The following is a 20803-nucleotide window of genomic DNA, read 5'->3' as shown; positions in this document are numbered from 1 at the left end:
CTATCCCGGCTTGTGATCAAGACGGGGCACCTGTAAATCTGCTGCAATACCATATGACAAGAGGACGCCATGCGCATTGCACGAGACCTTGCCGACGCGGTCGGTAAAACACCTTTGTTCCGTCTGCGTCGCGTCAGCGAAGAGACAGGTTGTGAGATTCTCGGCAAGGCCGAATTCATGAATCCAGGCCAATCTGTCAAGGACCGTGCCGCGCTGTTTATCATCCGCGACGCGATCGCGCGCGGTGATCTGAAGCCAGGTGGAACGATCGTCGAAGGCACAGCCGGCAACACTGGAATTGGGTTGGCGCTGGTTGGTGCTTCGATGGGCTTCAAGACGGTGATCGTTATTCCTGAGACCCAATCAGAAGAGAAAAAGGACATGCTCCGCCTCGCCGGGGCTCAGCTTGTGCAGGTGCCTGCTGCGCCCTATCGCAATCCCAACAACTTTGTGCATTATTCCCGCCGTCTGGCCGAAGAACTGGCGCAAATTGAGCCAAATGGTGCGATCTGGGCGAACCAGTTCGACAACGTGGCCAACCGTCAGGCTCATGTGGAAACCACCGGCCCCGAGATCTGGGAACAGACCGGCGGTAATGTTGATGGCTTCGTCAGTGCGGTAGGTTCGGGCGGGACCCTCGCAGGTGTCGCTGAGGTTTTGCAGCCCAAAGGTGTCAAGATCGGATTGGCTGATCCGATGGGCGCGGGCCTCTATTCGTATTACACCACGGGTGAGATCGCGATGGAGGGTGGCTCTATCGCCGAAGGCATCGGTCAGGTGCGGATTACGAAGAACCTCGAAGGGTTCACGCCAGATCATTCCTGGCAGATCACCGATAATGAGGCGCTGCCCTATATCTTCGATCTGCTGCGCGAAGAGGGGCTTGTGATGGGTGGATCGACCGCGATAAATATCGCTGGTGCGGTTCGACTGGCGAAAGAACTGGGGCCGGGGCACACTATCGTCACCATCCTGTGTGACTACGGTACCCGCTATCAGTCCAAGCTGTTCAATCCCGAATTCCTGCGCGAAAAGGAATTGCCGGTTCCGGATTGGATGACTGAAGCACCGCGCAGCATCCCCGGCGTGTTTGAGGACGTGTGATGCTGCGACAGGTCCGCCTGTTTCTGGTTCTGACTGTCCTCTGCCTGGTTGGGTTGGGTGGGATCGCATCAGCCCAGCTTACTGACCGACAGAGTGAGTATTATCAGAGCTGGGTCACCACCGCGGACCGGGCAGAATCCGTGATCCGTGTCAATCGTGCATCGAACGCCGCATTAGAGAACTTGCGTTCTGAAATAAACAGATACCGCGAAGATTTTAACAAGGCACGCGGCGCAAATACCGACCGCCTTCAGACGCTGGAAAGCCAGCTTAAGGCCTTGGGGGCAAAGCCTGCGGAAGGCGAGTCCGAGCCCGAGGACATAGCGAAACTGCGCGCCCATCTTGAGAACCAGCTAAACAGCCTGCGCGTTCCGCGTATCATCTCGGAAGAAGCGTTCAGTCGGGCCAATGGTTTGATAAGTGAAATCGACCGGATCATCCGGGATCGGCAGAAAAAAGAGATGCTCAGCCGCGGCCCGTCGCCTCTCAATCCCATTTATTGGGGGCCCGCTTGGACAGATGTCAAAGAAGCGACGCGAAGTCTGATCAATGAAACGATAAAGAACTTGCAAACCGATGTGGTTCACGAACGCATCCGCGAGCGGGGGCTGGGCATATTCGTTCTGATGATCATCTCGGCGGTGTTGTTGCTGTACGGGCGCAGATGGTCGGAAATGGGGGGGGCTTATCTGCGTTCGTTTGGGGGGCAGGGGAGTGGCGTCTGGACCTTTGTCATTTCGCTACTGCGAATTCTCCTTCCTTGGCTGGGCGTATTGGCGCTGGTCTCAGCGGTGGTGCTGACCGGAGTTCTGGGTCTGCGAGGCACATTGTTGGTTCAGCACATTCCTTATTGGGCTGCGATCATATTCTACTTTGATTGGATCGGTCGGCAGGTTTACCTGATGGGCGCTGCCCAGAATTTCAAGAGATTGTCTGCAGGTAAAATCAGAGAACTGCGGGTTTATATCGATCTGTTGGCACTCATGCTCATCCTGCATGAACTGGCGCTTTTGTTTGAACAGATCGAGAATATCTCGGATGCGACGCGCGCCGTCGTTGGTTTTCCGATCATTCTGGCGACAGCTTTGCTTTTGCTTCGCGTGCGTCAGATTCGGCAAATAGAACCGCAGCAGGCACAGGCCGATCAGGACACCACACGCCGCGCTGCGGGCTTTAGTCAATTGGTTGAGTTCCTTCGGCGTGCCTTGTTCTTGCTTGGGATCGCGACACCAGTCCTGGCTGCTTTTGGCTATATCAACGCGGCCGAAGCGATTGTGTTCCCGGCCGTAAAAACTCTGGTCCTGATCGCCGCCCTTGTGATCGTGCAACGCTTTATCAGTACGGTCTATGGCTGGCTCTCGGGGCAGGGTGACGCGGCTCGGGATTCACTGTTCTCTGTATTGGTGGGCTTTGCTCTTGCGATTCTGACGTTGCCCATTCTGGCGCTTTATTGGGGCGCACGCGAAACCGACTTGCTTGAGGCGTGGTCGCGATTGCTGCTGGGTTTCGACATCGGCGGAGTCACGATCTCACCCAGCAATTTCCTGACCTTCGTCGCTATCTTCGCGATCGGATATGCGCTGACCCGTCTTCTGCAAAGCGGGCTGCGCAATTCGCTGTTGCCTAAAACAAACATCGACCCGGGCGGGCAGAACGCCATTGTGTCGGGAACTGGTTATGTCGGAGTTTTTCTGGCAGCGCTGGTTGCCATCATGGTTGCCGGGTTTGACCTATCGTCGCTGGCTATCGTTGCGGGCGCCTTGTCGGTCGGTATCGGTTTTGGTTTGCAGACCATCGTATCGAACTTTGTTTCAGGAATCATCCTGTTGGTCGAGCGTCCGATTTCCAAAGGCGACTGGATCGATGTAAACGGGATGATGGGGTATGTCCGGGATATCTCTGTCCGGTCGACGCGGATCGAGACCTTTGACCGGACAGATGTGATCGTCCCGAACTCGGATCTGATCAGCGGGGTTGTGACGAACTACACCCGGGGCAACACGATTGGTCGGGTAATCGTGTCGGTGGGCGTGGCTTATGGTACGGACACCCGCAAAGTCGAAACCATTTTGGGTGAAATCGCAAACGGGCATCCAATGGTTCTGGCCAACCCTGCACCCAGTGTCGTGTTCCAGGGTTTCGGTGCGGATTCGCTGGACTTCGAAATTCGCGCGATCCTGCGTGATGTGAACTGGGTATTGTCGGTCAAATCCGACATGAATCACGAGATCAACCGTCGTTTCGTCGATGAAGGCATTGAAATACCCTTTGCTCAGCGTGACGTCTGGCTACGCAATGCCGAAGTTCTGCGCGGGGAAAATAGCCCCGCATCTGCGTCGGATTCCCCGACAACCGAAACCACGTCTGAACCGCGTTCAGGCCCGGTTGACCTGACCGAGGCCGATATGGATTCCGGCGATGGAGATGAGTTGTAATTCTGCTGTAATCGGGCCTTGCAAATCCGGTTTCGATGGTCCAAATATCGCCGGCACGGAGAGGTGGCCGAGTGGTCGAAGGCGCACGCCTGGAAAGTGTGTAGGCGGGAAACCGTCTCCAGGGTTCGAATCCCTGTCTCTCCGCCATATTCCCCTAGTTCGAGAGCTGGCTAAGCACCAGACCGGTGTCCAATCTCTGCACTCGTATTGCGTGCTTCATCCGTATCGACGTAAATAAAGCTAACAATATTGCCGATATGCTATAAACTTGCAGTGTTATTGACATTGGTAATTCGGTTTTTGTTGTGAGTCAGACGATCTATGAGAAATACGGTGGGTTCAAAACAATAAGCCGCATCGTGATGACGTTCTATGAAATGGCGTTGGACTCCGATGAGATCGGGGACTTTTTCGACGACATTGATATGCCGCGTTTGATTGATCATCAGACCAAGTTTGTCTCGTCATTGATCGGTGGTCCGGCCTCGTTCAGTGATGATCGGATCGAGGCAGTTCATAGACATCTGAAAATCTCGCATTCTGATTTCGACGAGATGGCCTCGCTGTTTGGTGAGGCTTTGGCGATGCACGGTATGTCCGAGTCTGACGTCAATGTGGCTTTGGCCGCTATTGAAGGTAAACGCGCGATAATCGTGGCCCGGAACGCCGCATGAGCATTCTGGCCATCAACGAGAATCTGCTACGTGCGATCGGCGTTGGCGTGGCCGTGCTGCGCGCGTCTGATCTGACCTTTGTGTTTCATAACGGTCCATTTGCCGAATGGTTCGGGGAGCCAGAGGAAGGCCAGACCCTATTGGACCTTTTGCCCGATTTGGATCCGAAAGAGATTGAGGATGTAAAGCAATCTGGCCTGCGCTATTCAGTGGAACTGCAGATCAAGCCCAAGCGCCGGACGTTGATTTTTGCCACTACGGTTTGTCTTGCCAACGGGCTTAAAGAGCAGGTTCTGGTGATTGAGTGCCAGAATATCACACGTATCCGCGAACTTGAGAGCATGATCGACAGTTACTCAACCATGGTTGAGCGGAATACGCGTGAACTGGAACGCGAAAAAGAGCGTGTCGAGCGGTTGCTGCTCAACCTGATGCCCAGATCGGTCTACGAAGAATTCAAGACATTCGGCGTGGTTACGCCGCAGTTGTTTGATCAGGTGTCCGTGGTGATGCTGGATTTTGTGGGGTTCACCGACTTTGCGGCCAAAACTGATCCGACGGTGACGTTGAGTGAGTTGAACGATATTTTCACCGCTTTTGACCGCATCGTTGAACAGTTCGGTTGTGAAAGGATCAAGACCATCGGCGATGCCTATTTGGCGGTGTCAGGGATGCCGGATGAGACGCCCGATCATGCCCCGGCAGTCGCTCATTGTGCGGTCAGGTTCCTTCGGTACCTCGAGCGGCGCAACGAAAGCCACCCGCATAAGTGGCAGGCGCGGGTCGGCCTAGGAATGGGGCCAGCGGTTGGTTCGGTCGTTGGAATTCAGAAATATGTCTATGACGTCTTTGGCCCTGCGGTGAATATTGCGTCTCGATTACAGGTCTTTGCGAACCCGATGCGTATCGTCGCGCCGGAAAAGATGAAGTATGCGCTGATTGACGAGTTTCAGATCACGGACATTGGGCCAGTCGATATCAAGGGCATGGGGCATATGGACCTGATCAACGTGACATCCCGTCTGAACGTTCCTACGACCAGCCGGGTGTTCTGACGCGTCAGTCGTCCTGCGCAACCAGACCCAAACCGCGTAGATAGATGCCGATACCGCTCTCCAGCAGGTCTTCGGGCGGGAAGGGTGAGCTGGCACCAGTATTGCGCGCATAAAGTTCGACAACCCCATGGCTCATCGCCCAGATATGGGCGCTGAACATTGATGCAGGGGGGCGTTTCTCGGGTGGAATATGCTGCGAAAGATCACCGGCGGCTTTCTCAAGTACGTTTTTGGCACGGTTGGCGGCCAGCGCCAGTTCGGGCGTACGATTGATTGAAATTCCGCTTTCGAACATTGCGATATAATGCCCGGGGTGTTTGCGCGCAAATGCAAGATAGGCGCGACCAGTCGCCTCAAAGGCTGCAAGCGCCGACGGCTGACCATTGTCATAGGCGAATTGCATCAGGTCGGCGAACATCTCAAAACCCTGACGCGCCGCTTCAGCGATCAGGTCTTCGCGCCCTTCGAAATGGCGATAGACAGCAGCTGGAGTGACCCCGGCCGTTTTCGCCGCTTCGGACAAGGTAAAACCTGTCGGTCCCTTCTGTTCAATCAGGGACAGGGCTGCCTCGATCAGGGCCTGCTTTAGGTTTCCGTGGTGATATCCGCGTTTTTTCATCCCGGCCTCAGGCGCGTTTAGATGTATATATGTAGGGGTCGCAGCCCAATCCAGCGTGCGTCAGAAATTCTGATGCTATTGGCTCATGCATCCCACATATCCGGCCCACCGCTGATCTTTTTGTCTGGCTTTCCGACCACATCAACGTTCTTTCCATCATAATCCAACTGGCTCAGGACGGTGCGAATGGCCGTCAGGCGGGCGCGTTTCTTGTCGTCCGAGCGGATGATCGTCCATGGGCAGCTTTCCGAGTGGCTGCGTGTCAGGGTCTCGGTGATCGATTGGCTGTATTCGTCCCATTTGTGCAAACCTGCGATGTCGATCGGGCTAAGTTTCCACTGTTTCAGCGGGTCGGTTTCGCGGGCAAGAAAGCGGTTCAACTGCTCGGCGCGCCCGACATTCAGCCAGAACTTGAACATGTGAATTCCGTCATTCCTGAACCCGGTCTCCAATGGGAGAACTTGCCTGAAAAACCTCTCGCGCTCCTTAGTTGTGCAAAAGCCAAAGACGTTTTCCACGACACCCCGATTGTACCAGCTGCGGTCGAAAAACACGATTTCCCCGGCCGAGGGCAGATGAGAGATATAGCGTTGAAAATACCATTGGCTGCGCTCGGCGTCCGAGGGTTTGCTAAGCGCCACATTGCGCGCGCCCCGCGGATTCAGATGCTCGCGAAACCGCTTGATCGTTCCACCTTTGCCAGCTGCATCGCGGCCCTCGAATAGGATGGCGATACGTTGATCGTTTTTTTTGACCCATGACTGCATCTTGACCAATTCGATCTGCAAACCTTCCATCTGCTGATCGTAATCCTTGCCCTTCAACCTTTTTTGGTACGGGTAGGTCGGGTTCAGAATTTCGTCCTTTTTGGCCTTGTCGATGGCTGCACGAACGGTCTGGGGCGCGTCGTTGCGATAATAGCTCTCGATTGCGCCCTGTTCTGAGTCGGTCATGTGCGGCCTCGCCATAAAATCCATAACTTACTATGGATTACGGATGGGTTTAACGCAAACCTGCACGCGCGGCAGCGCGGTCTATGGCGGCTGCAACTTCTGAGGCCGCAACAACCTGTGGCATGTGTCCGATACCGTCCAGTTCGATCAGCTCGGCGCCGGGAATCTGTTCGATTAGGCGTTCAGAATGCCAACCAAGCCCAACTGTGGTATCAGCTGTTCCGTGAATGATTTCGGTTGGCACTGTAATCTCGTCATAGCGGGGTTGTAGCTCGATTACTTCATCCAGCAGATTGGCGCGCTGTTTGGCATTTGCGTGCATCGAGGCGCGGCGCATGGTGAGGCCTGGCCCGAAATGTTCAGCATATCCTTCGGGAGCTTTCTGCGGAGCAAAAACTTGATCCAGCGCCTTCGTGACAAACCAATCGGGAACAAATGCGCTGATCAGGGGTAGGGCCAGGGCGTTACCTGCCGTGGTCGCTCCGATGGTGTTGAACGCATCCAGAGGAGTCTCCCACGGGATGGCTGCCGGTGCGATCAGGACCAGGGCCGAGATGTTTTCAGGCCGCGTTACCGCCCACGCCAATGAAACCGACCCGCCATAGCTTTGCCCGGCTACGATGGGTTTGTCGGCACCCAGTTGGGACGCTGCCCGTTGCAGGATTTCTGATTGTTCAACAATGGTTTCGCCATTGGGGTTAAAGCTTTCCGAATAGCCTAGGCCAGGGCGATCGAATACTATGACACGATAGTTTTTCGCCAAGATTGGTGCCAAAGCAAATGTCATATCGCGGGTATTACCGCTTGATCCATGGATCAGCACCACATCCGGACCTTCCCCCATGACAACGGCGTGCACCGCGATCCCGTTGACATCCACGATCTGTCCTTCGGGTGGGAATGAGGCCTCGGCATTGCTTTCACGTTGCGCGCTGCGCCACGTGGTGACAATGGCGAGGCCCACAAGGACTATGCCGATTGATATCAGGATCTTACTGGCCAATGTGGCTCATATCGAATGGGGTTGTTTGATACATGGCATTGATCCAGTTGCCGTAGAGCAGATGCGCGTGACTGCGCCAGCGGTTCTGCGGATGTTGGCTGGGATCATCGTCCGGGTAGTAGTTCATTGGAACATTAATCGGCGTATTGTTAGCAACGTCCCGGTCATACTCCTGTTTGAGCGTATCGCTATCATACTCGAAATGGTTGAAGATATAGAGCGCCCGATGCGCCGGATCTTCGATCAGGCAGGGGCCGACATCATCGCTACCAAGTAGGGTGATCAGATCAGGTGCCGCGTCGATCTCGTATTGCCGCATCTCGGTCCAGCGGCTGACCGGAATCACGCAATCGTCAGAAAACCCGCGCAAGAACGGTGACGCAGGCGCTAAATTACGGTGCCGGAAACACCCGAAAGCCTTTGCATCCAGCATGTGTTTTTTGACGTCGTGGAAATGATTAATCATCGCCATGCCCCCCCAGCAGACGCCGAAGGTGGAGTGCACATTGGTCTGTGTCCACTCGAACACTTCTCGGATTTCGTCCCAATAGGTGACATCGGCGAAATCCAGATGTTCGATCGGCGCACCCGTGATGATCAGACCGTCGAACTTCTGGTCCTTTATCTCCTGAAATGGGTGGTAGAACTCGGCCATATGCTCAGCGGCCGTGTTTTTGGTCTGATGCTCGGTCATGCGGATCAGCGACAGTTCGATCTGCAAGGGCGTTGCACCAATCAGACGTGCGAACTGGTTCTCGGTCTGAATTTTCTTGGGCATCAGATTCAACAGGCCGATCCTCAGAGGGCGGATGTCCTGCCGCGCGGCATGATCTTCAGCCATGACCATGACGCCCTCATTGGTCAGGACGTCAAAGGCGGGCAGGTCGGATGGAATTTTGATCGGCATTTGGTCACGCTGTTGAAACTGCGAAAGAAGTCTGGAACTTAGGCGGGGTTGGGGCGGGTCTCAAGGGTGTGTTCGATCAACTCATCGAAATCACTACTGTCGCGCACCTTGGAAATGTCATCCGCCGCGATGGTGACCCCCCAGTTTCGGGCCATTGATTCATATCGCGGCTGACGGTGCGCCAGGGCCTGCGCATAGGTCCAGCGGATGAAGGCATCCGGATCGACCTCGGTACCGGTACATTCATTGAGGGCAAGATACTCATTCCAGACCCGTTGCAGAAAATTAGCCTGATACGACATAGGCTTGGGCGCCTTGTCGAAACGCTGGATCAGCTCTTCGGTATGCGCCTCGTCACCCTTGATCCAGACCATCAGTGTCTGATCCGAAAGCTCGGTCAGAATCTGGTCATTGGAATCATCGGGCTCAACCCATTCGCAGATCGACCCGCCCGTATCACAGATAAAATGCGGATAGTCGTAAAGACGTTCGGCCCGGTCGATGAAATACTTGGTATCCAGCAGAGCGTGAACTTCGGCCATCCGGAATTGTTCTTGCCGCAGTTGATACTCTGAGAATTCGAGGCCACCCAATTCAGGACTACCCGGCTTGCCCAGATAAGCCGAAACAGGTGTTAGATTCTGAAACGAGATATTCGACCCGATATAGATCGAATCCGATAGCAAAAGTTCGCGCAGAAATGGCACCTTCATCGCCTCGGCCTTGGCGTTGTCGGTAATGTATTCGCCCATGTAGCGGGTCCCGATCCGGTAATCGATCGAGTAGTGAAACCAGCCTCCGGCATCGCGCAGAGTGTTCGAGACATAGGACTTCCCCAGCCCGGACATACCGAAGAACAGTACTTTCTTTCGCGCTGCCTCGCGCCAGTCCGTCGCCGAGTTGTAGATCATTATCCGCCGTCCCTTGTTTTGCCCTAGCTAAATCGGGCCGCTGGCGACGTCAATCGCGTCGGCGGGATCGGCTGAGGATCAGGAGGCCGACTGCAAGCACCGCAAACCCAACAAAGGCCCGAGCAGGCAAGGCTTCATTGCGAACGATGGCGCCCATCAGGATTGCGATTGGCGGGATGATCAGCGTTACCAGGAGCACATTGCCGCTGCCAGCCTGTTGAAGCACGCGATAGTAGAGCAGATAGGCTCCGGCGGTTGCAAGCAGGGCGTAATAGGCGATTGCCAGCCAGGTCTCTAGGGGCAGAGCTAAGGTTGGTATCCCGTCGGTCACTAACATGATCGGGGTCATCAGTATTGCCGATCCGGTCAACATTCCCGCAGCTGCGACCTTTGGGGACAGGTCGCCCATGTAAATCCGAGCCCAGATCGCTGCAAACGCGTACGAAAGTGTCCCGGCCAGGATCGCGATCTGACCCAGATTGTCCGGATTCAGATTTCCAAACTGTCTGAGGCCGATAGTGATTGAGACGCCCAGAAACCCTAACCCCACGCCGAGTATACGTGTTTTGGTCAACCGTTCGTCGCGAAAAAACAAGGCGGCTAAAAGAACGCCGAAAATTGCGGTGGCGGCGTTGAGGATCGATGTCAGCCCGGTCTCGACATAAAGTTGCCCCCAGGCCATCAGCGAGAAGGGAAGGACATTGTTCAGTAGCCCCATAATCAGAAAGATGGCCCAGATGCGGGGACTGCGGGGTATTGGTAAACGTTGAAAGGCAATCACAATCCACAGAACAAGTGCAGCCCAGAAAACCCTGTGAAATACAGATGTTATGACAGGAATCGTATCCAGAGCTATCCGGATGGCGAGGAAAGACATGCCCCAGATCACGCCAAGTAATATCAATTCGTACCAGGTGCGCGGGGTAAGGGTTTTTTGAGAAGTCATGGTATGTTTTTACATGTCACCCAAGGCAGATCGACCCGGAACATGCGAAAAAGCCCCGCCGAATTGGCGGGGCTTTGCAATCTCTGAGGGGTTTGGATTAATCCAAAGCGTAGGTAATCTGAATACCAACGCTCCATGCGCTGTTGCCGGTGAAGTTGGCGCGGTTGTCCGGGCCAGTTCCGTTCGCAGTTGCGTCGCCAATATCCGTATAGCGGACACCGCCGGAAATTTTCGCCTTTTCAAGCGAATATGTGCCGCCAACACCGATGCTCCAAAAGCCGTCCGTCGGACCGAGGTTCGAAACGGAATTGCCCTGAGAACTTTCATATCCCAGTGTAACAGCGCCAGAGAACTCGTCAGAGAACTGATAGCCGAGACCAAGAGCGTATGTCCAAGTTGCCTCTTCATAGTCGACGAGGTTGATGCCGGTCAGGCCAGTATATACAGGCGGCGCATATACGGTCTGAGGCCAGTCAACCCAGCGTACCGAACCAAACAGCAACGTTTTTGGCGCGACGCCGGTCTGAAAGTCCAGGTTGACCGACTGCGGCGTTATTACTTCGGTGGAGGAATCTGCGCTGCTTCGACCTACAACTGGAATTCCAGGTGGAACAATTCCCGTGATGGCGTCGTTCGCTTCTGTCTGCGACAGATCGTGTTTGATTTTCGAGTTATACGTAAGTGCAACCCGAGCGGCGATATCAGGACGCTCCCACGCGACGCCGACCACATAGCCAAAGTCGATCTCGGCGTCTGTTTCAACCCGATATCCACCCGACGCAAACGGCGTCGTACCTGCGCCCGCGATAGGAACCGAAACGCTTGCTTTCAACCGCTGCGCACGAACACCGCCGATTACGCTAAAGCCGCCATCCAGTTTGTAGCGAAGCAACGCAGTAATGGCGTCTGTATCGGCTTTGGCACGAAGAACGTCAGTTGTCGCGCCTGGCAGGCCCGCGAGTGCCAACACGTTTTGAGATAGCGGATAGTCGGACGAGTAATCGATATCCGCGCCGAAGGGTTGGTCATAGACCAGTGCAAAATCAAGTTTCTCTGTCAGAGAGGTCTTGTAAGCCAGGTGTGGTGTAAAAAAGCTGTTTGTGACATTGCCTGAGTCAATCGTCTCACCAAAAGTCGGGCTTGTTGGAATTTGATCTTCCATTGACCCGCTGACGTCCGGCTTGGTGTACCCCAGCCGGAACTGCACGACGGAGCCTTCTTCGAACAGAATGTTGACACCTTGACCACTTCGGTCGAGACCACCTGCTTGCACTGTGGTTGCCCCGATGCACAACGCACATGCGTGAAACAACGTTTGTTTCATTTATTCCTCCCTTCACTGTCCAATTGCCTGTAATACACATCCTCATCATGCGCATCCGGCCTTGTTACCGGTTTTTACTGTCTTAAACTTTAAAATATGGTCAACTGGTGACGGAGCGTTACTCTGTGCGCGCACTCTGCGCGGGTGTTGCGGAATTGTTACGATTTTCGGACCAGACGTTCAGGAAAATTCCGGCAAAAATCACCGCAGCACCCAGCATGGTCCAGTGATCCAACGGTTCACGGTAAAGGATCATCCCGACGATTGCGATGGTCGGAAGACGTGCAAAATCAAAGGGCACAACTACTGTGGCCGGGGCAATGGCCAGCGCGTTGGTGATGCAATAATGTGCCAGAAGGCCTGCTAATCCAACAAGCAATAGGAATGGGGCGGTTTGCAACGTTGGAAAGGCGATCTGCCCGTCCGCGCCCGAAGCGATCAATCCCAACCCTGCCTGCATTAGTGTCAGCCAAAACATAATGCAGCCGATACTGGCGATACGTGTCAGAGACTTTGTTGAAATCGTTGTTAATGCGAAGAAAATCGCGGATGCCGCCGCTGCAAGAACACCGGGGCTAAGCGAGGCGGCGCCAGGTCGTGCTACAATGAGAACGCCGGCAAACCCGATGAGAGCCGAAGTCAGGCGCAATGCGGTCAACCGCTCATGCAATAGCAGAGGGGACAGCAGGATCACCCAGATGGGCTGCGTGAATTCAAGTGCGAATACCTGGGCCAGTGGGATAACCGTCACCGCATAGAACCAAAGATTCTGCCCGATGAAGTGCGTTACGTTTCGGATGCCGTGCAGGCCTAGTCGCCTGGTGGTGACCTGATGCCAGTTTCGCGAAGTCGTGAGGATCAGGGAAACGATGCAAATGCCGACAAGACTGCGATAGAACATGATTTCGAACGTATCATGTGTCGCGCTCAGTTCGCGTCCGGCGATAGCCATCGCAGAGAATGAAGCAATCGCCCCGGTCATCCAAAGTGCAGCCTTGCCGATCTGCATTTTATCGCTGTCCATGAGATCTCTTACATATTCCGAGATGCAACGGGCTTAATTGATTGTGTTTATCCCGATGAAGCAAGGCTAAACGTGAGCCGATCCGGCAGTGATTGCCAAGATGCGTACTGCGGGCAATGCCTGATTATCGGTATTACCATATCGACAATATGGGTCGTCAGTTGTGTGGCATGCAAGCTCAGTAACTTAACTGCTGGCTGAAACCTTGCTTAGCATACCTGCGTTCAGGACATATCGATCGCTGGTATGAGGGCAGGTGACCTCGCAATTCCCTGTGAGGGGTATATCCAACTGTTCACCATATTCGCTCATCCAACCAATCTGTTTTGCAGCGACACCCACCATCAATGCATAAGGTTTTACGTCAGCATTCACGACGGCACCTGCGCCGATAAACGCATATTCCCCGATTGTGACGCCGCAAACGATGGTGGAATTGGCGCCCAAGGTGGCCCCTCTCTTGACCAGAGTACTGCGATATTCGGCTTTTCGCTCTATCAATGAGCGAGGGTTGTAAACATTGGTGAAAACCATGCTGGGTCCACAGAATACGCCGTCTTCCAAGGTAATGTTGTCATAGATGGAAACATTGTTCTGCACTTTGCAGTTGTCGCCGATGATGACCTTGTTCCCAACGAAAGCATTTTGCCCCAGTGAGACATTCGAGCCCAATCTGGCACCGCCGCAGATATGGACCCAATGCCATATTCTGCAGCCATCTCCTATTTGCGCGCCTTCATCGATTATTGCTGTTTCGTGTACCGAATATTTGCTCATCGATTTGTCCTTCACTGTTCAACACAAGACCTGCAGCGCCTAAAGTGGTAACAGTCACTCCCACTCGATCGTTCCGGGGGGTTTCGAGGTGATGTCATAGGTGCATCGGTTGATGCCTTTGACCTCGTTGATAATGCGCGTTGCGGTTTCGCCAAGGAATTCGTGGCTGAACGGATAGTAATCCGCAGTCATGCCATCGACGGATGTTACTGCACGCAGAGCACAGGCAAAATCATATGTCCGGCCATCACCCATCACGCCGACCGTGCGGACGGGAAGGATCGCCACGAAAGCCTGCCAGATATCGTCATAAAGACCATGTTTGCGAATCTGATCGATATAGATCGCATCGGCTTCGCGCAGGATTTCCAGCTTCTCGCGGGTGATTTCGCCTGGACAACGGATGGCCAAACCGGGGCCGGGAAAGGGGTGGCGGCCAATGAAACTGGTTGGCAATCCCAGTTCGCGGCCCAATGCACGAACCTCGTCCTTGAACAGTTCGCGCAGAGGTTCAACCAGCTTTAAACCCATTTTTTCCGGCAGTCCGCCGACATTGTGGTGCGATTTGATCGTAACGGATGGCCCGCCCGAGAACGAAACGGATTCGATCACATCTGGATAGAGCGTACCCTGCGCCAGAAACTCTGCGCCATCGATGGTGTCAGCGTGTTTCTGAAACACGTCGATGAACAGCTTGCCGATGATCTTGCGCTTGGTTTCAGGGTCGCTTTGCCCGTCCAGCTCACCCAGGAACAGCTCACTCTCATCCGCATGGATCAGTCGAATATTGTAGTTGTCACGGAACATTTCGACGACCTCGGTCGCCTCGTTCTTGCGCAGCAATCCATGGTCGACGAATACACAGGTCAGTTGATCGCCGATCGCTTCGTGGATCAGGATCGCTGCGACGGAGCTGTCGACACCACCTGAGAGGCCGCATATGACTTTCTTGTCCCCGACCTGCTCGCGGATTTTCGTGATCATCTGCTCACGATAGGCCCCCATGGTCCAATCACCAGAAAAACCGGCCAGCTTGACGAAGTTCTCGTAGAGTTTCGCGCCTTTGGGAGTGTGGTGTACTTCGGGATGAAATTGCACCGCGTAAAAGTGGCGCGACGGGTCGGCTGTGATCGCGAACGGAGCGTTGGGTGAGGTGCCGAAGACTTTAAAACCCGGGGCTATTTCGCTGACGTGATCGCCATGGCTCATCCAGACCTGGTCGTCGCCGTCGGTGAACCAGCCGGCCAAAATGTCGAGCTTGGCCTTAGGTGTCACGAACGCGCGCCCGAACTCGGCTGTGCCGTGGCCGCTTTCGACCTTGCCACCAAGTTGATGCATCATCACCTGCTGGCCATAACAAATGCCCAGAATCGGGACGCCATAGTCAAAGATCTCTTGCGGCGCGCGAGGGGAGCCTTCGCGGGTAACGCTGTCTGGCCCACCCGAGAGGATCACCGCGCGCGGTGCCATTTCGCGCACGAATTCCATCGTGACATTCTGGTAGGGGTGAATTTCGCAATAGACGTTCAGTTCACGCAGGCGGCGGGCGATAAGCTGCGTCACCTGGCTGCCGAAGTCGATGATTAAAAGGCGGTCATGGGTGTCTTGGGTCATGACTGGCTATTAGGTCGCAAGTCTTGCTTGTGCAAGCGTAATGACGTCATTTGCCCCCTCAGCGATGGTTTACGCCTTGGGAGGTGCCCAATGACAGAATTCAACCTGAGAGCAGCCGTGGCCGAAGATGTTGGCGCAATACGGGGCTGTCTTGCCGAATCCTATGCCGGGGTGAGGCGTGAAATTGAGGACTTGCCTGACGTAACCAGTGGTATTCTCGACGATATCAAAGAGCGTCAAGTTCTCATCGCTGAGGATTCCATGTGCCTTCTGGGTGTCATCATATATGGGGAAGAGTCAGACGCGATGATGATCTTCAACCTGGGCGTTTCACCCAAAGCGCAGGGTCGTGGAATTGCCCGCCGTTTACTGGCTGCTGCAGAAAAGTCCGCAAAAACGGGCGAAATTCAGACCCTGCGATTGCGTACCCATCGGCTGATGTCAGACACCCGTGCGATGTACCGCCATTTGGGATGGCAGGAGTTAGAAATCAGCGGCAATACAGTTCTGATGCAAAAGCGGGTGACGTAGCGCGAGAGCCTGCCGAACGAGCTGCAATCTGGGGTTCATGTCGCTTTTACCCCTATAGCGCCGTAAACTATCTCTGGCATTGTTGGTCATTGATGTAACACACTTATCGAACAAACCAATCAACGGGATTTTCTCATGGCAGAGGCAAACACCCGACGCAGAGCACGAGGTGGCGGTGGCGCCGCCCGCCGGGCCGAGCGCACGGCGGTCAGGATCGAAACCGCGAAATACATTGAACGCAACATTCCGAATTTCGAAGTTCTCAACGAAGAAGCGTTGGAGATTATCGAATCCAATGCGGAAACCGTGCTGGCTGAGATAGGTGTCAATTTTGTTGACAACCCTGCAGCGCTGGAACGCTGGCGCGAGGCCGGTGCTGACGTCGATGGCGAACGTGTGCGTCTGCCGCGTGGCCTAGCGCGCGAGCTGATCAAGACCGCCCCCAGCGAGTTCACCCAGCACGCCCGCGACCCCGAGAAATCGGTGGTGATTGGTGGCCGCAATCTGGTTCTGGCGCCAGTCTATGGCCCTCCGTTCGTGCGCGATGCACAGGGTGGCCGTCGCTATGCGACCATGGACGATTTCAACAAGTTCGTGAAACTGGCCTATATGTCGAAGTGGTTGCACCATTCGGGCGGCACCGTTTGCGAACCAACTGATGTTCCGGTGAACAAGCGTCACCTGGATATGCTGATGGCGCATATGACTCTGTCGGACAAACCGTTCATGGGTTCGGTCACTGATCCTAGCCGGGCGCAGGACTCGGTTGAGATGTGCGAGATTCTGTTCGGTAAAGAGTTCGTACAAAACAACACCGTCATGACGTCGCTGACCAACATCAACTCGCCGATGACTTTCGATGACGTGATGATGGGCTCGCTGGAAGTTTACGCAAAAAACAATCAGGCTTGCATCATTTCGCCGTTCATCGTTGGCGGTGCAATGGCGCCGGTTTCGGTCGCGGGTACGTTGACGCAGGTTCTGGCCGAAGTGCTTGCCGGTGTGGCCTACAGCCAGATTGTTCGTCCCGGAGCGCCAGCGATCTTTGGTGCGATGGTGACGTCGATCGATATGAACTCGGGCGCTCCAACCTTTGGTACTCCTGAGGCGTCACATATCACCTATGGTGCTGGACAGTTGGCGCGTCGCTTGGGGCTGCCGTACCGTTCAGCGGGATCGTTCTGTGGTTCCAAAGTGCCGGATGCACAGGCCGCGTACGAAACCGCGAACTCGCTGAATATGGGGCTGCTGTCAGGGGTGAATTTCATGCTTCATTCCTGTGGCTGGCTCGAAGGCGGCCTGGTGGCGGATTTCGAAAAATTTGTTATGGATGCCGATCAGTTAGGTGTTTTGCACGGTCTGGCCAAAGGTGTGGCCTACGATGAGAACGCACAGGCAATGGACGCAATCCGCGAGGTTGGACCCGGCGGCCACTATCTGGGCTGTGCCCACACGCAGGCGAACTTTAAGGAAGCGTTCTGGAAGTCCGATCTGCTGGATTACAAGCCGTTCGAAACCTGGGAAGAAGAAGGCGCCCGCGATACACGGACGCTTGCCTCGGCGCGGGTCGAGCATTTGCTTGCCAACTACCAGCAGCCGCAGCTTGACCCAGACGTAAAGGCGGCGCTGGACGCATATGTCGCCGAAAAGAAAGCATCCATGCCGGATGCCTTCACCTGATCACTGATACTGCGCGGCGCGACTGGCCTGATACAGTTGCGCCTCGCCATTTAATGCAATCAGCAAATCCAGATGACGCACCAACGAATAGGCTGTGTCTTCTTCAATACGCTGTGCATTGATTTCGCGTTCCAGTTCCAGCAGACGGATCAGCGCAGCGCCTGATCCGGGTATTTTTCCATACCCCAGAAGTCGCTGCAGATGGCGATCACGATTATAGTCCTGCGCCCCGATCTTGGCGGCTCTGGCCAGCAATCGCGGGCGGCGGAGTGTGGTGATCATGGTCATCAGGTCCTGCACGGCGGCTTTCCTTCTCTTTCAAATCCAATGCCAGAAATGTGACACAACCCTAGCGGGTGTTGCCTTGTTACGGCTCACCCCGAACGATGGTTTCACCACTGTTTATCTTTTTGAATCAATTCTGCTCTGTGCCGTCTGTGATTAACGAACGAGTAACGAAAGCAACTCTAGTTAGATTTGGTTAACCAAGAATCCGACGGCTGAAATTGTCAGTTTGTTTCGACGACGAGGGCGAAGACATATGGAAAGCAGCGTGGCATTCACAGTTCCGGCATGGGTTCCCGAAGGGGCACAACGGTATCTGGACCACACAGAGTCGGGGCGGTCGATACGTGATATCGCACGGTCGGCGGGGTGCCATGCCTCGACCATCCTCCGGCAGATCCGCAGGGTCGAGATGCGTCGTGATGACCCGCTGGTCGATGCAGCGCTGCAATCACTGGCCCAGTCACATTTCTCGACAACCGATCGGCAGCCAGCGGCTTTCATGCTTGTGACATCAGATACTGCCCAGCCGGGAAATCAGGACGATGAGTTCGAGCGCGAGGCGTTGCGTATCCTGCGGCGTTTGTGTGAATCCGGCGCGGTTCTTGCTGTGGCCGAGGATATGGACAAGGCGGTCGTCGTCCGGGACAACGGCGAAGGTGGCACAACCAAAACCGCAGTCGTTGATTGCCGCATCGCGCAAGCTCTGGCGTTGAACGATTGGATATCTTGCGACAATCCCGGTCGAATTTCGCGGTACCGGATATCGACTTCGGGCAGATCGGCGCTGAGTCATCTGATCGCCGAGGCAGAAAACCGGGCGCGTACGCAGAATGAGTTCGGTATGGCAGAATCGCAGACCTCGTTTCAGCCTGCGAATGCTGGATTGGCGAAACAACCCAGGGTCAGATACAGCACCGTAGAAAGCCCGCTGGTCGCCTTGGCACGCCGCCGCGACCGGGATGGCAAACCATTTCTCGATGAAACTCTCGTAGGTGCCGGTGAGCGTTTGCGCGAGGATTTCGAATTGGCACAGATCGGGCCTCAGATCACGCAGAACTGGGATCGCTTCCTGACTGGTGGAGGACGCGGGGAATTTGTCTCGGACGCTCATATCGGGTGCGGAGCATCTGGCGCGCGGGATCGTGTAGCGCGCGCGTTGACCGATCTGGGACCCGGGTTAAGCGACGTCGCGTTGCGCTGTTGTTGCTATCTTGAGGGGCTTGAACTGGCGGAAAAGCGCATGGGGTGGTCTGCGCGCTCGGGCAAGATCGTACTTCGGATCGCGTTGCAAAGGCTGAAACGCCACTACGATGACCAGACCGAGCGGGATCGCATGATTGGTTGAATGACCAATACAGCTATATGCTGGCCTTGCGGATCTGGAGGCAGGTGATAATCAGAAATTATGAACTTCACTTTCCGACAACTGCAGTATTTCCGGGCCGTTGCCGAGCAGCGAAATTTCGGCCGTGCCGCGCAGGTATGTCATGTTTCGCAGCCAGCGCTTTCGGTGCAGATCAAGGCGCTGGAAGAATCGATGGGTGGGCCGCTGTTCGAACGGCAGGCCCGTGACATCTTGCTGACACCGCTTGGGCGGGATGTACTGGAGTATGCCCAACAGGTTTTGAATGTGGCAGAGCGGTTGGATCGGTTTGCACGCGACCATTCAGGCGGGCACCGATCCCTGTCGATCGGAATAATTCCAACAGTCGCACCCTATCTGCTGCCAGGGGTGCTGGCTGGGTTGCGTGCTGCAGATGTTTCGCTACGGGTTCAGATTCGCGAGGCTCGGACCGAGAGGTTGTTGGCCATGTTGCGCACGGGTGAGATCGATGCGGCGGTTCTGGCGCTACCATTGGGTGGGGGCGCTTTCCACGAAGAGCCATTGTTCGAAGATCGCTTTCTGCTTGCAGGCAGTCAGACACGGCTGAACCGATTGACCGTCAGCCCCGAGGCGCTGCGGCCATTGGACCTGAAAGCGGCACAATTGATATTATTGGAAGACGGGCACTGCCTGACCGATCAGGCGCTTGACGTCTGCGGACAGGATCGCACCAGTGGTCACATCAACATGGGGGCTTCTTCATTGGCCACGCTGTCGCGTTTGGTCGCAGAAGGCTTCGGACTTACCTTGATGCCCGAACTGGCGGCGCAGGCCGAGACGGATGCGGTGCCCGGCCTTCAATTGCTGCGCTTTGGCGCACCGCAGCCAGCACGGACGATTGGATTGGTTCGCCGCACTTCAACCGGAGGCGAGGCGTGGTTTGATCGGTTGGCCCAAGTCATCCGGCAAGTCGGAGAAGAGGTCGTGGCAAAAACCCGTTCCTGACGAAAAAGGCCCGCCGAATTGGCGGGCCTTGCAGCAATTTTGAAGAGTAAATTAAGCCAGCGCGGGTTCGCGGGCCTTGTCCAGATACTTGATCAGGTTTTCCGGCGACGATACACCATAGGGATCTTCGGGGCAGTTATCCATCAGGCCGGGCTCTTCGAACCATGCTTCGACCACTCCGTCGTCGACGATGGCTGCATAGCGCCACGAGCGCATTCCAAAGCCCAGATTGTCCTTGTCGACCAGCATACCCATTTTACGGGTGAACTCACCCGAGCCATCGGGAATGACTTTGACTTTTTCCAGACCCTGATCCGTGGCCCACTTGTTCATGACAAAGCTGTCATTGACAGACATGCAATAAATCGCGTCGATGCCTTTGGCCACGAAATCGGCATGGCCGTTCTCAAATCCGGGCAGCTGATAGGTCGAGCAGGTCGGAGTAAACGCACCGGGCAGCGAGAACAAAATGACGCGCTTGCCAGCAAAGTAGTCGGCAGTCGTCTTGTCTTCCCAGCGGAACGGATTGGGGCCTTCGATTGCCTCATCGCGGACACGGGTGTGGAAGGTTACTTCAGGCAGTTTCGCACCGGTTTTCATCATCAAATTCCTGTGATTCACATGTGTTT

Annotated in this window: 20 protein-coding genes and 1 tRNA gene; 9 read left to right on the top strand and 12 right to left on the bottom strand. The window is 55.1% G+C overall.

Features of this window, described 5'->3' with window-relative positions; genetic code table 11:
• The first annotated feature begins 69 nt into the window (after positions 1 to 69).
• The 5 genes from BLU89_RS04800 to BLU89_RS04780 all read left to right on the top strand — a co-directional run bounded on the left by BLU89_RS04800 (position 70) and on the right by BLU89_RS04780 (position 5268).
• Positions 70 to 1104, top strand: coding sequence for a cysteine synthase A (locus BLU89_RS04800; protein ID WP_074734894.1), 1035 nt, complete (start codon positions 70 to 72; stop codon positions 1102 to 1104).
• Positions 1104 to 3539 (top strand): DUF3772 domain-containing protein, encoded by a 2436-nt coding sequence (locus tag BLU89_RS04795; RefSeq protein ID WP_074734892.1) that lies wholly within the window; start codon positions 1104 to 1106, stop codon positions 3537 to 3539. Before BLU89_RS04800 ends, BLU89_RS04795 begins: the two co-directional genes overlap by 1 nt.
• 57 nt (positions 3540 to 3596) lie before the next feature.
• A tRNA-Ser gene (locus BLU89_RS04790) sits at positions 3597 to 3686 on the top strand.
• Between the two features lie 158 nt (positions 3687 to 3844).
• Positions 3845 to 4213 carry a group I truncated hemoglobin gene (locus tag BLU89_RS04785; protein WP_074734891.1) on the top strand — a complete coding sequence of 123 codons (369 nt, stop codon included), beginning with the start codon at positions 3845 to 3847 and terminating at the stop codon, positions 4211 to 4213.
• The gene (locus BLU89_RS04780; protein ID WP_074734889.1) at positions 4210 to 5268 is read left to right on the top strand and encodes an adenylate/guanylate cyclase domain-containing protein; all 1059 of its coding nucleotides are present in this window, start codon (positions 4210 to 4212) and stop codon (positions 5266 to 5268) included. Before BLU89_RS04785 ends, BLU89_RS04780 begins: the two co-directional genes overlap by 4 nt.
• A 4-nt stretch (positions 5269 to 5272) precedes the next feature.
• Here the strand turns inward: BLU89_RS04780 and BLU89_RS04775 are convergent, their stop codons facing one another.
• The 10 genes from BLU89_RS04775 to guaA form a co-directional block, all read right to left on the bottom strand.
• The gene (locus BLU89_RS04775; RefSeq protein ID WP_074734888.1) at positions 5273 to 5887 is read right to left on the bottom strand and encodes a TetR/AcrR family transcriptional regulator; all 615 of its coding nucleotides are present in this window, start codon (positions 5885 to 5887) and stop codon (positions 5273 to 5275) included.
• A gap of 83 nt (positions 5888 to 5970) precedes the next feature.
• Positions 5971 to 6840, bottom strand: a complete 870-nt coding sequence (gene ppk2 / locus BLU89_RS04770) for a polyphosphate kinase 2 (RefSeq protein WP_074734886.1) — start codon at positions 6838 to 6840, stop codon at positions 5971 to 5973.
• Between the two features lie 49 nt (positions 6841 to 6889).
• Complete coding sequence (locus tag BLU89_RS04765; RefSeq protein WP_074734884.1) at positions 6890 to 7843, bottom strand: alpha/beta fold hydrolase; 954 nt, start codon at positions 7841 to 7843, stop codon at positions 6890 to 6892.
• The gene (metA, locus tag BLU89_RS04760; RefSeq protein ID WP_074734883.1) at positions 7833 to 8750 is read right to left on the bottom strand and encodes a homoserine O-acetyltransferase MetA; all 918 of its coding nucleotides are present in this window, start codon (positions 8748 to 8750) and stop codon (positions 7833 to 7835) included. The genes BLU89_RS04765 and metA overlap by 11 nt, the downstream gene beginning before the upstream one ends.
• Positions 8751 to 8788: 38 nt before the next feature.
• Positions 8789 to 9661 (bottom strand): ATPase, encoded by an 873-nt coding sequence (locus BLU89_RS04755; protein ID WP_074734881.1) that lies wholly within the window; start codon positions 9659 to 9661, stop codon positions 8789 to 8791.
• Between the two features lie 49 nt (positions 9662 to 9710).
• Positions 9711 to 10607: a DMT family transporter gene (locus BLU89_RS04750; RefSeq protein WP_074734879.1), complete on the bottom strand. Its 897-nt coding sequence runs from the start codon at positions 10605 to 10607 to the stop codon at positions 9711 to 9713.
• A gap of 97 nt (positions 10608 to 10704) precedes the next feature.
• Complete coding sequence (locus BLU89_RS04745; RefSeq protein ID WP_074734878.1) at positions 10705 to 11931, bottom strand: OmpP1/FadL family transporter; 1227 nt, start codon at positions 11929 to 11931, stop codon at positions 10705 to 10707.
• Positions 11932 to 12049: 118 nt separating this feature from the next.
• Positions 12050 to 12955 (bottom strand): DMT family transporter, encoded by a 906-nt coding sequence (locus BLU89_RS04740; protein ID WP_074734876.1) that lies wholly within the window; start codon positions 12953 to 12955, stop codon positions 12050 to 12052.
• Between the two features lie 186 nt (positions 12956 to 13141).
• Positions 13142 to 13732 carry an acyltransferase gene (locus BLU89_RS04735; RefSeq protein ID WP_074734875.1) on the bottom strand — a complete coding sequence of 197 codons (591 nt, stop codon included), beginning with the start codon at positions 13730 to 13732 and terminating at the stop codon, positions 13142 to 13144.
• A 54-nt stretch (positions 13733 to 13786) separates the two neighbouring features.
• Complete coding sequence (gene guaA / locus BLU89_RS04730) at positions 13787 to 15346, bottom strand: glutamine-hydrolyzing GMP synthase (protein ID WP_074734873.1); 1560 nt, start codon at positions 15344 to 15346, stop codon at positions 13787 to 13789.
• Between the two features lie 90 nt (positions 15347 to 15436).
• Between guaA and BLU89_RS04725 the strand changes: the two genes are divergently transcribed.
• Positions 15437 to 15877 carry a GNAT family N-acetyltransferase gene (locus BLU89_RS04725; RefSeq protein WP_074734871.1) on the top strand — a complete coding sequence of 147 codons (441 nt, stop codon included), beginning with the start codon at positions 15437 to 15439 and terminating at the stop codon, positions 15875 to 15877.
• A 135-nt stretch (positions 15878 to 16012) separates the two neighbouring features.
• Complete coding sequence (locus tag BLU89_RS04720) at positions 16013 to 17557, top strand: trimethylamine methyltransferase family protein (RefSeq protein ID WP_074734869.1); 1545 nt, start codon at positions 16013 to 16015, stop codon at positions 17555 to 17557.
• Here the strand turns inward: BLU89_RS04720 and BLU89_RS04715 are convergent, their stop codons facing one another.
• Positions 17558 to 17857 carry a DUF6477 family protein gene (locus tag BLU89_RS04715; protein WP_074734867.1) on the bottom strand — a complete coding sequence of 100 codons (300 nt, stop codon included), beginning with the start codon at positions 17855 to 17857 and terminating at the stop codon, positions 17558 to 17560.
• A 241-nt stretch (positions 17858 to 18098) separates the two neighbouring features.
• Between BLU89_RS04715 and BLU89_RS04710 the strand changes: the two genes are divergently transcribed.
• Together BLU89_RS04710 and BLU89_RS04705 are read left to right on the top strand one after the other, a co-directional pair.
• Complete coding sequence (locus BLU89_RS04710) at positions 18099 to 19190, top strand: DUF6456 domain-containing protein (protein WP_074734865.1); 1092 nt, start codon at positions 18099 to 18101, stop codon at positions 19188 to 19190.
• 60 nt (positions 19191 to 19250) lie between these two features.
• Positions 19251 to 20174: a hydrogen peroxide-inducible genes activator gene (locus BLU89_RS04705; protein WP_074734863.1), complete on the top strand. Its 924-nt coding sequence runs from the start codon at positions 19251 to 19253 to the stop codon at positions 20172 to 20174.
• 51 nt (positions 20175 to 20225) lie between these two features.
• Here the strand turns inward: BLU89_RS04705 and BLU89_RS04700 are convergent, their stop codons facing one another.
• Positions 20226 to 20774: a peroxiredoxin gene (locus tag BLU89_RS04700; protein ID WP_074734861.1), complete on the bottom strand. Its 549-nt coding sequence runs from the start codon at positions 20772 to 20774 to the stop codon at positions 20226 to 20228.
• Between the last annotated feature and the right edge of the window lie 29 nt (positions 20775 to 20803).

The organism is Ruegeria halocynthiae (assembly GCF_900106805.1).
GTDB classification, from domain to species: domain Bacteria; phylum Pseudomonadota; class Alphaproteobacteria; order Rhodobacterales; family Rhodobacteraceae; genus Ruegeria; species Ruegeria halocynthiae.
Note: the sequence above shows the minus strand (reverse complement) of the source record. Positions and strands in the feature narration are given on the sequence as shown.

Bases quoted from the DNA above. Each gene is read 5' to 3' on its own strand.
- guaA (WP_074734873.1), bottom strand. From the start codon at position 15,346: ATGACCCAAGACACCCATGACCGCCTTTTAATCATCGACTTCGGCAGC.
- metA (WP_074734883.1), bottom strand. From the start codon at position 8,750: ATGCCGATCAAAATTCCATCCGACCTGCCCGCCTTTGACGTCCTGACC.
- BLU89_RS04725 (WP_074734871.1), top strand. From the start codon at position 15,437: ATGACAGAATTCAACCTGAGAGCAGCCGTGGCCGAAGATGTTGGCGCA.
- BLU89_RS04735 (WP_074734875.1), bottom strand. From the start codon at position 13,732: ATGAGCAAATATTCGGTACACGAAACAGCAATAATCGATGAAGGCGCG.
- BLU89_RS04705 (WP_074734863.1), top strand. From the start codon at position 19,251: ATGAACTTCACTTTCCGACAACTGCAGTATTTCCGGGCCGTTGCCGAG.
- BLU89_RS04780 (WP_074734889.1), top strand. From the start codon at position 4,210: ATGAGCATTCTGGCCATCAACGAGAATCTGCTACGTGCGATCGGCGTT.
- BLU89_RS04740 (WP_074734876.1), bottom strand. From the start codon at position 12,955: ATGGACAGCGATAAAATGCAGATCGGCAAGGCTGCACTTTGGATGACC.
- BLU89_RS04710 (WP_074734865.1), top strand. From the start codon at position 18,099: ATGGAAAGCAGCGTGGCATTCACAGTTCCGGCATGGGTTCCCGAAGGG.
- ppk2 (WP_074734886.1), bottom strand. From the start codon at position 6,840: ATGACCGACTCAGAACAGGGCGCAATCGAGAGCTATTATCGCAACGAC.
- BLU89_RS04745 (WP_074734878.1), bottom strand. From the start codon at position 11,931: ATGAAACAAACGTTGTTTCACGCATGTGCGTTGTGCATCGGGGCAACC.
- BLU89_RS04750 (WP_074734879.1), bottom strand. From the start codon at position 10,607: ATGACTTCTCAAAAAACCCTTACCCCGCGCACCTGGTACGAATTGATA.
- BLU89_RS04800 (WP_074734894.1), top strand. From the start codon at position 70: ATGCGCATTGCACGAGACCTTGCCGACGCGGTCGGTAAAACACCTTTG.
- BLU89_RS04755 (WP_074734881.1), bottom strand. From the start codon at position 9,661: ATGATCTACAACTCGGCGACGGACTGGCGCGAGGCAGCGCGAAAGAAA.
- BLU89_RS04720 (WP_074734869.1), top strand. From the start codon at position 16,013: ATGGCAGAGGCAAACACCCGACGCAGAGCACGAGGTGGCGGTGGCGCC.
- BLU89_RS04775 (WP_074734888.1), bottom strand. From the start codon at position 5,887: ATGAAAAAACGCGGATATCACCACGGAAACCTAAAGCAGGCCCTGATC.
- BLU89_RS04700 (WP_074734861.1), bottom strand. From the start codon at position 20,774: ATGAAAACCGGTGCGAAACTGCCTGAAGTAACCTTCCACACCCGTGTC.
- BLU89_RS04795 (WP_074734892.1), top strand. From the start codon at position 1,104: ATGCTGCGACAGGTCCGCCTGTTTCTGGTTCTGACTGTCCTCTGCCTG.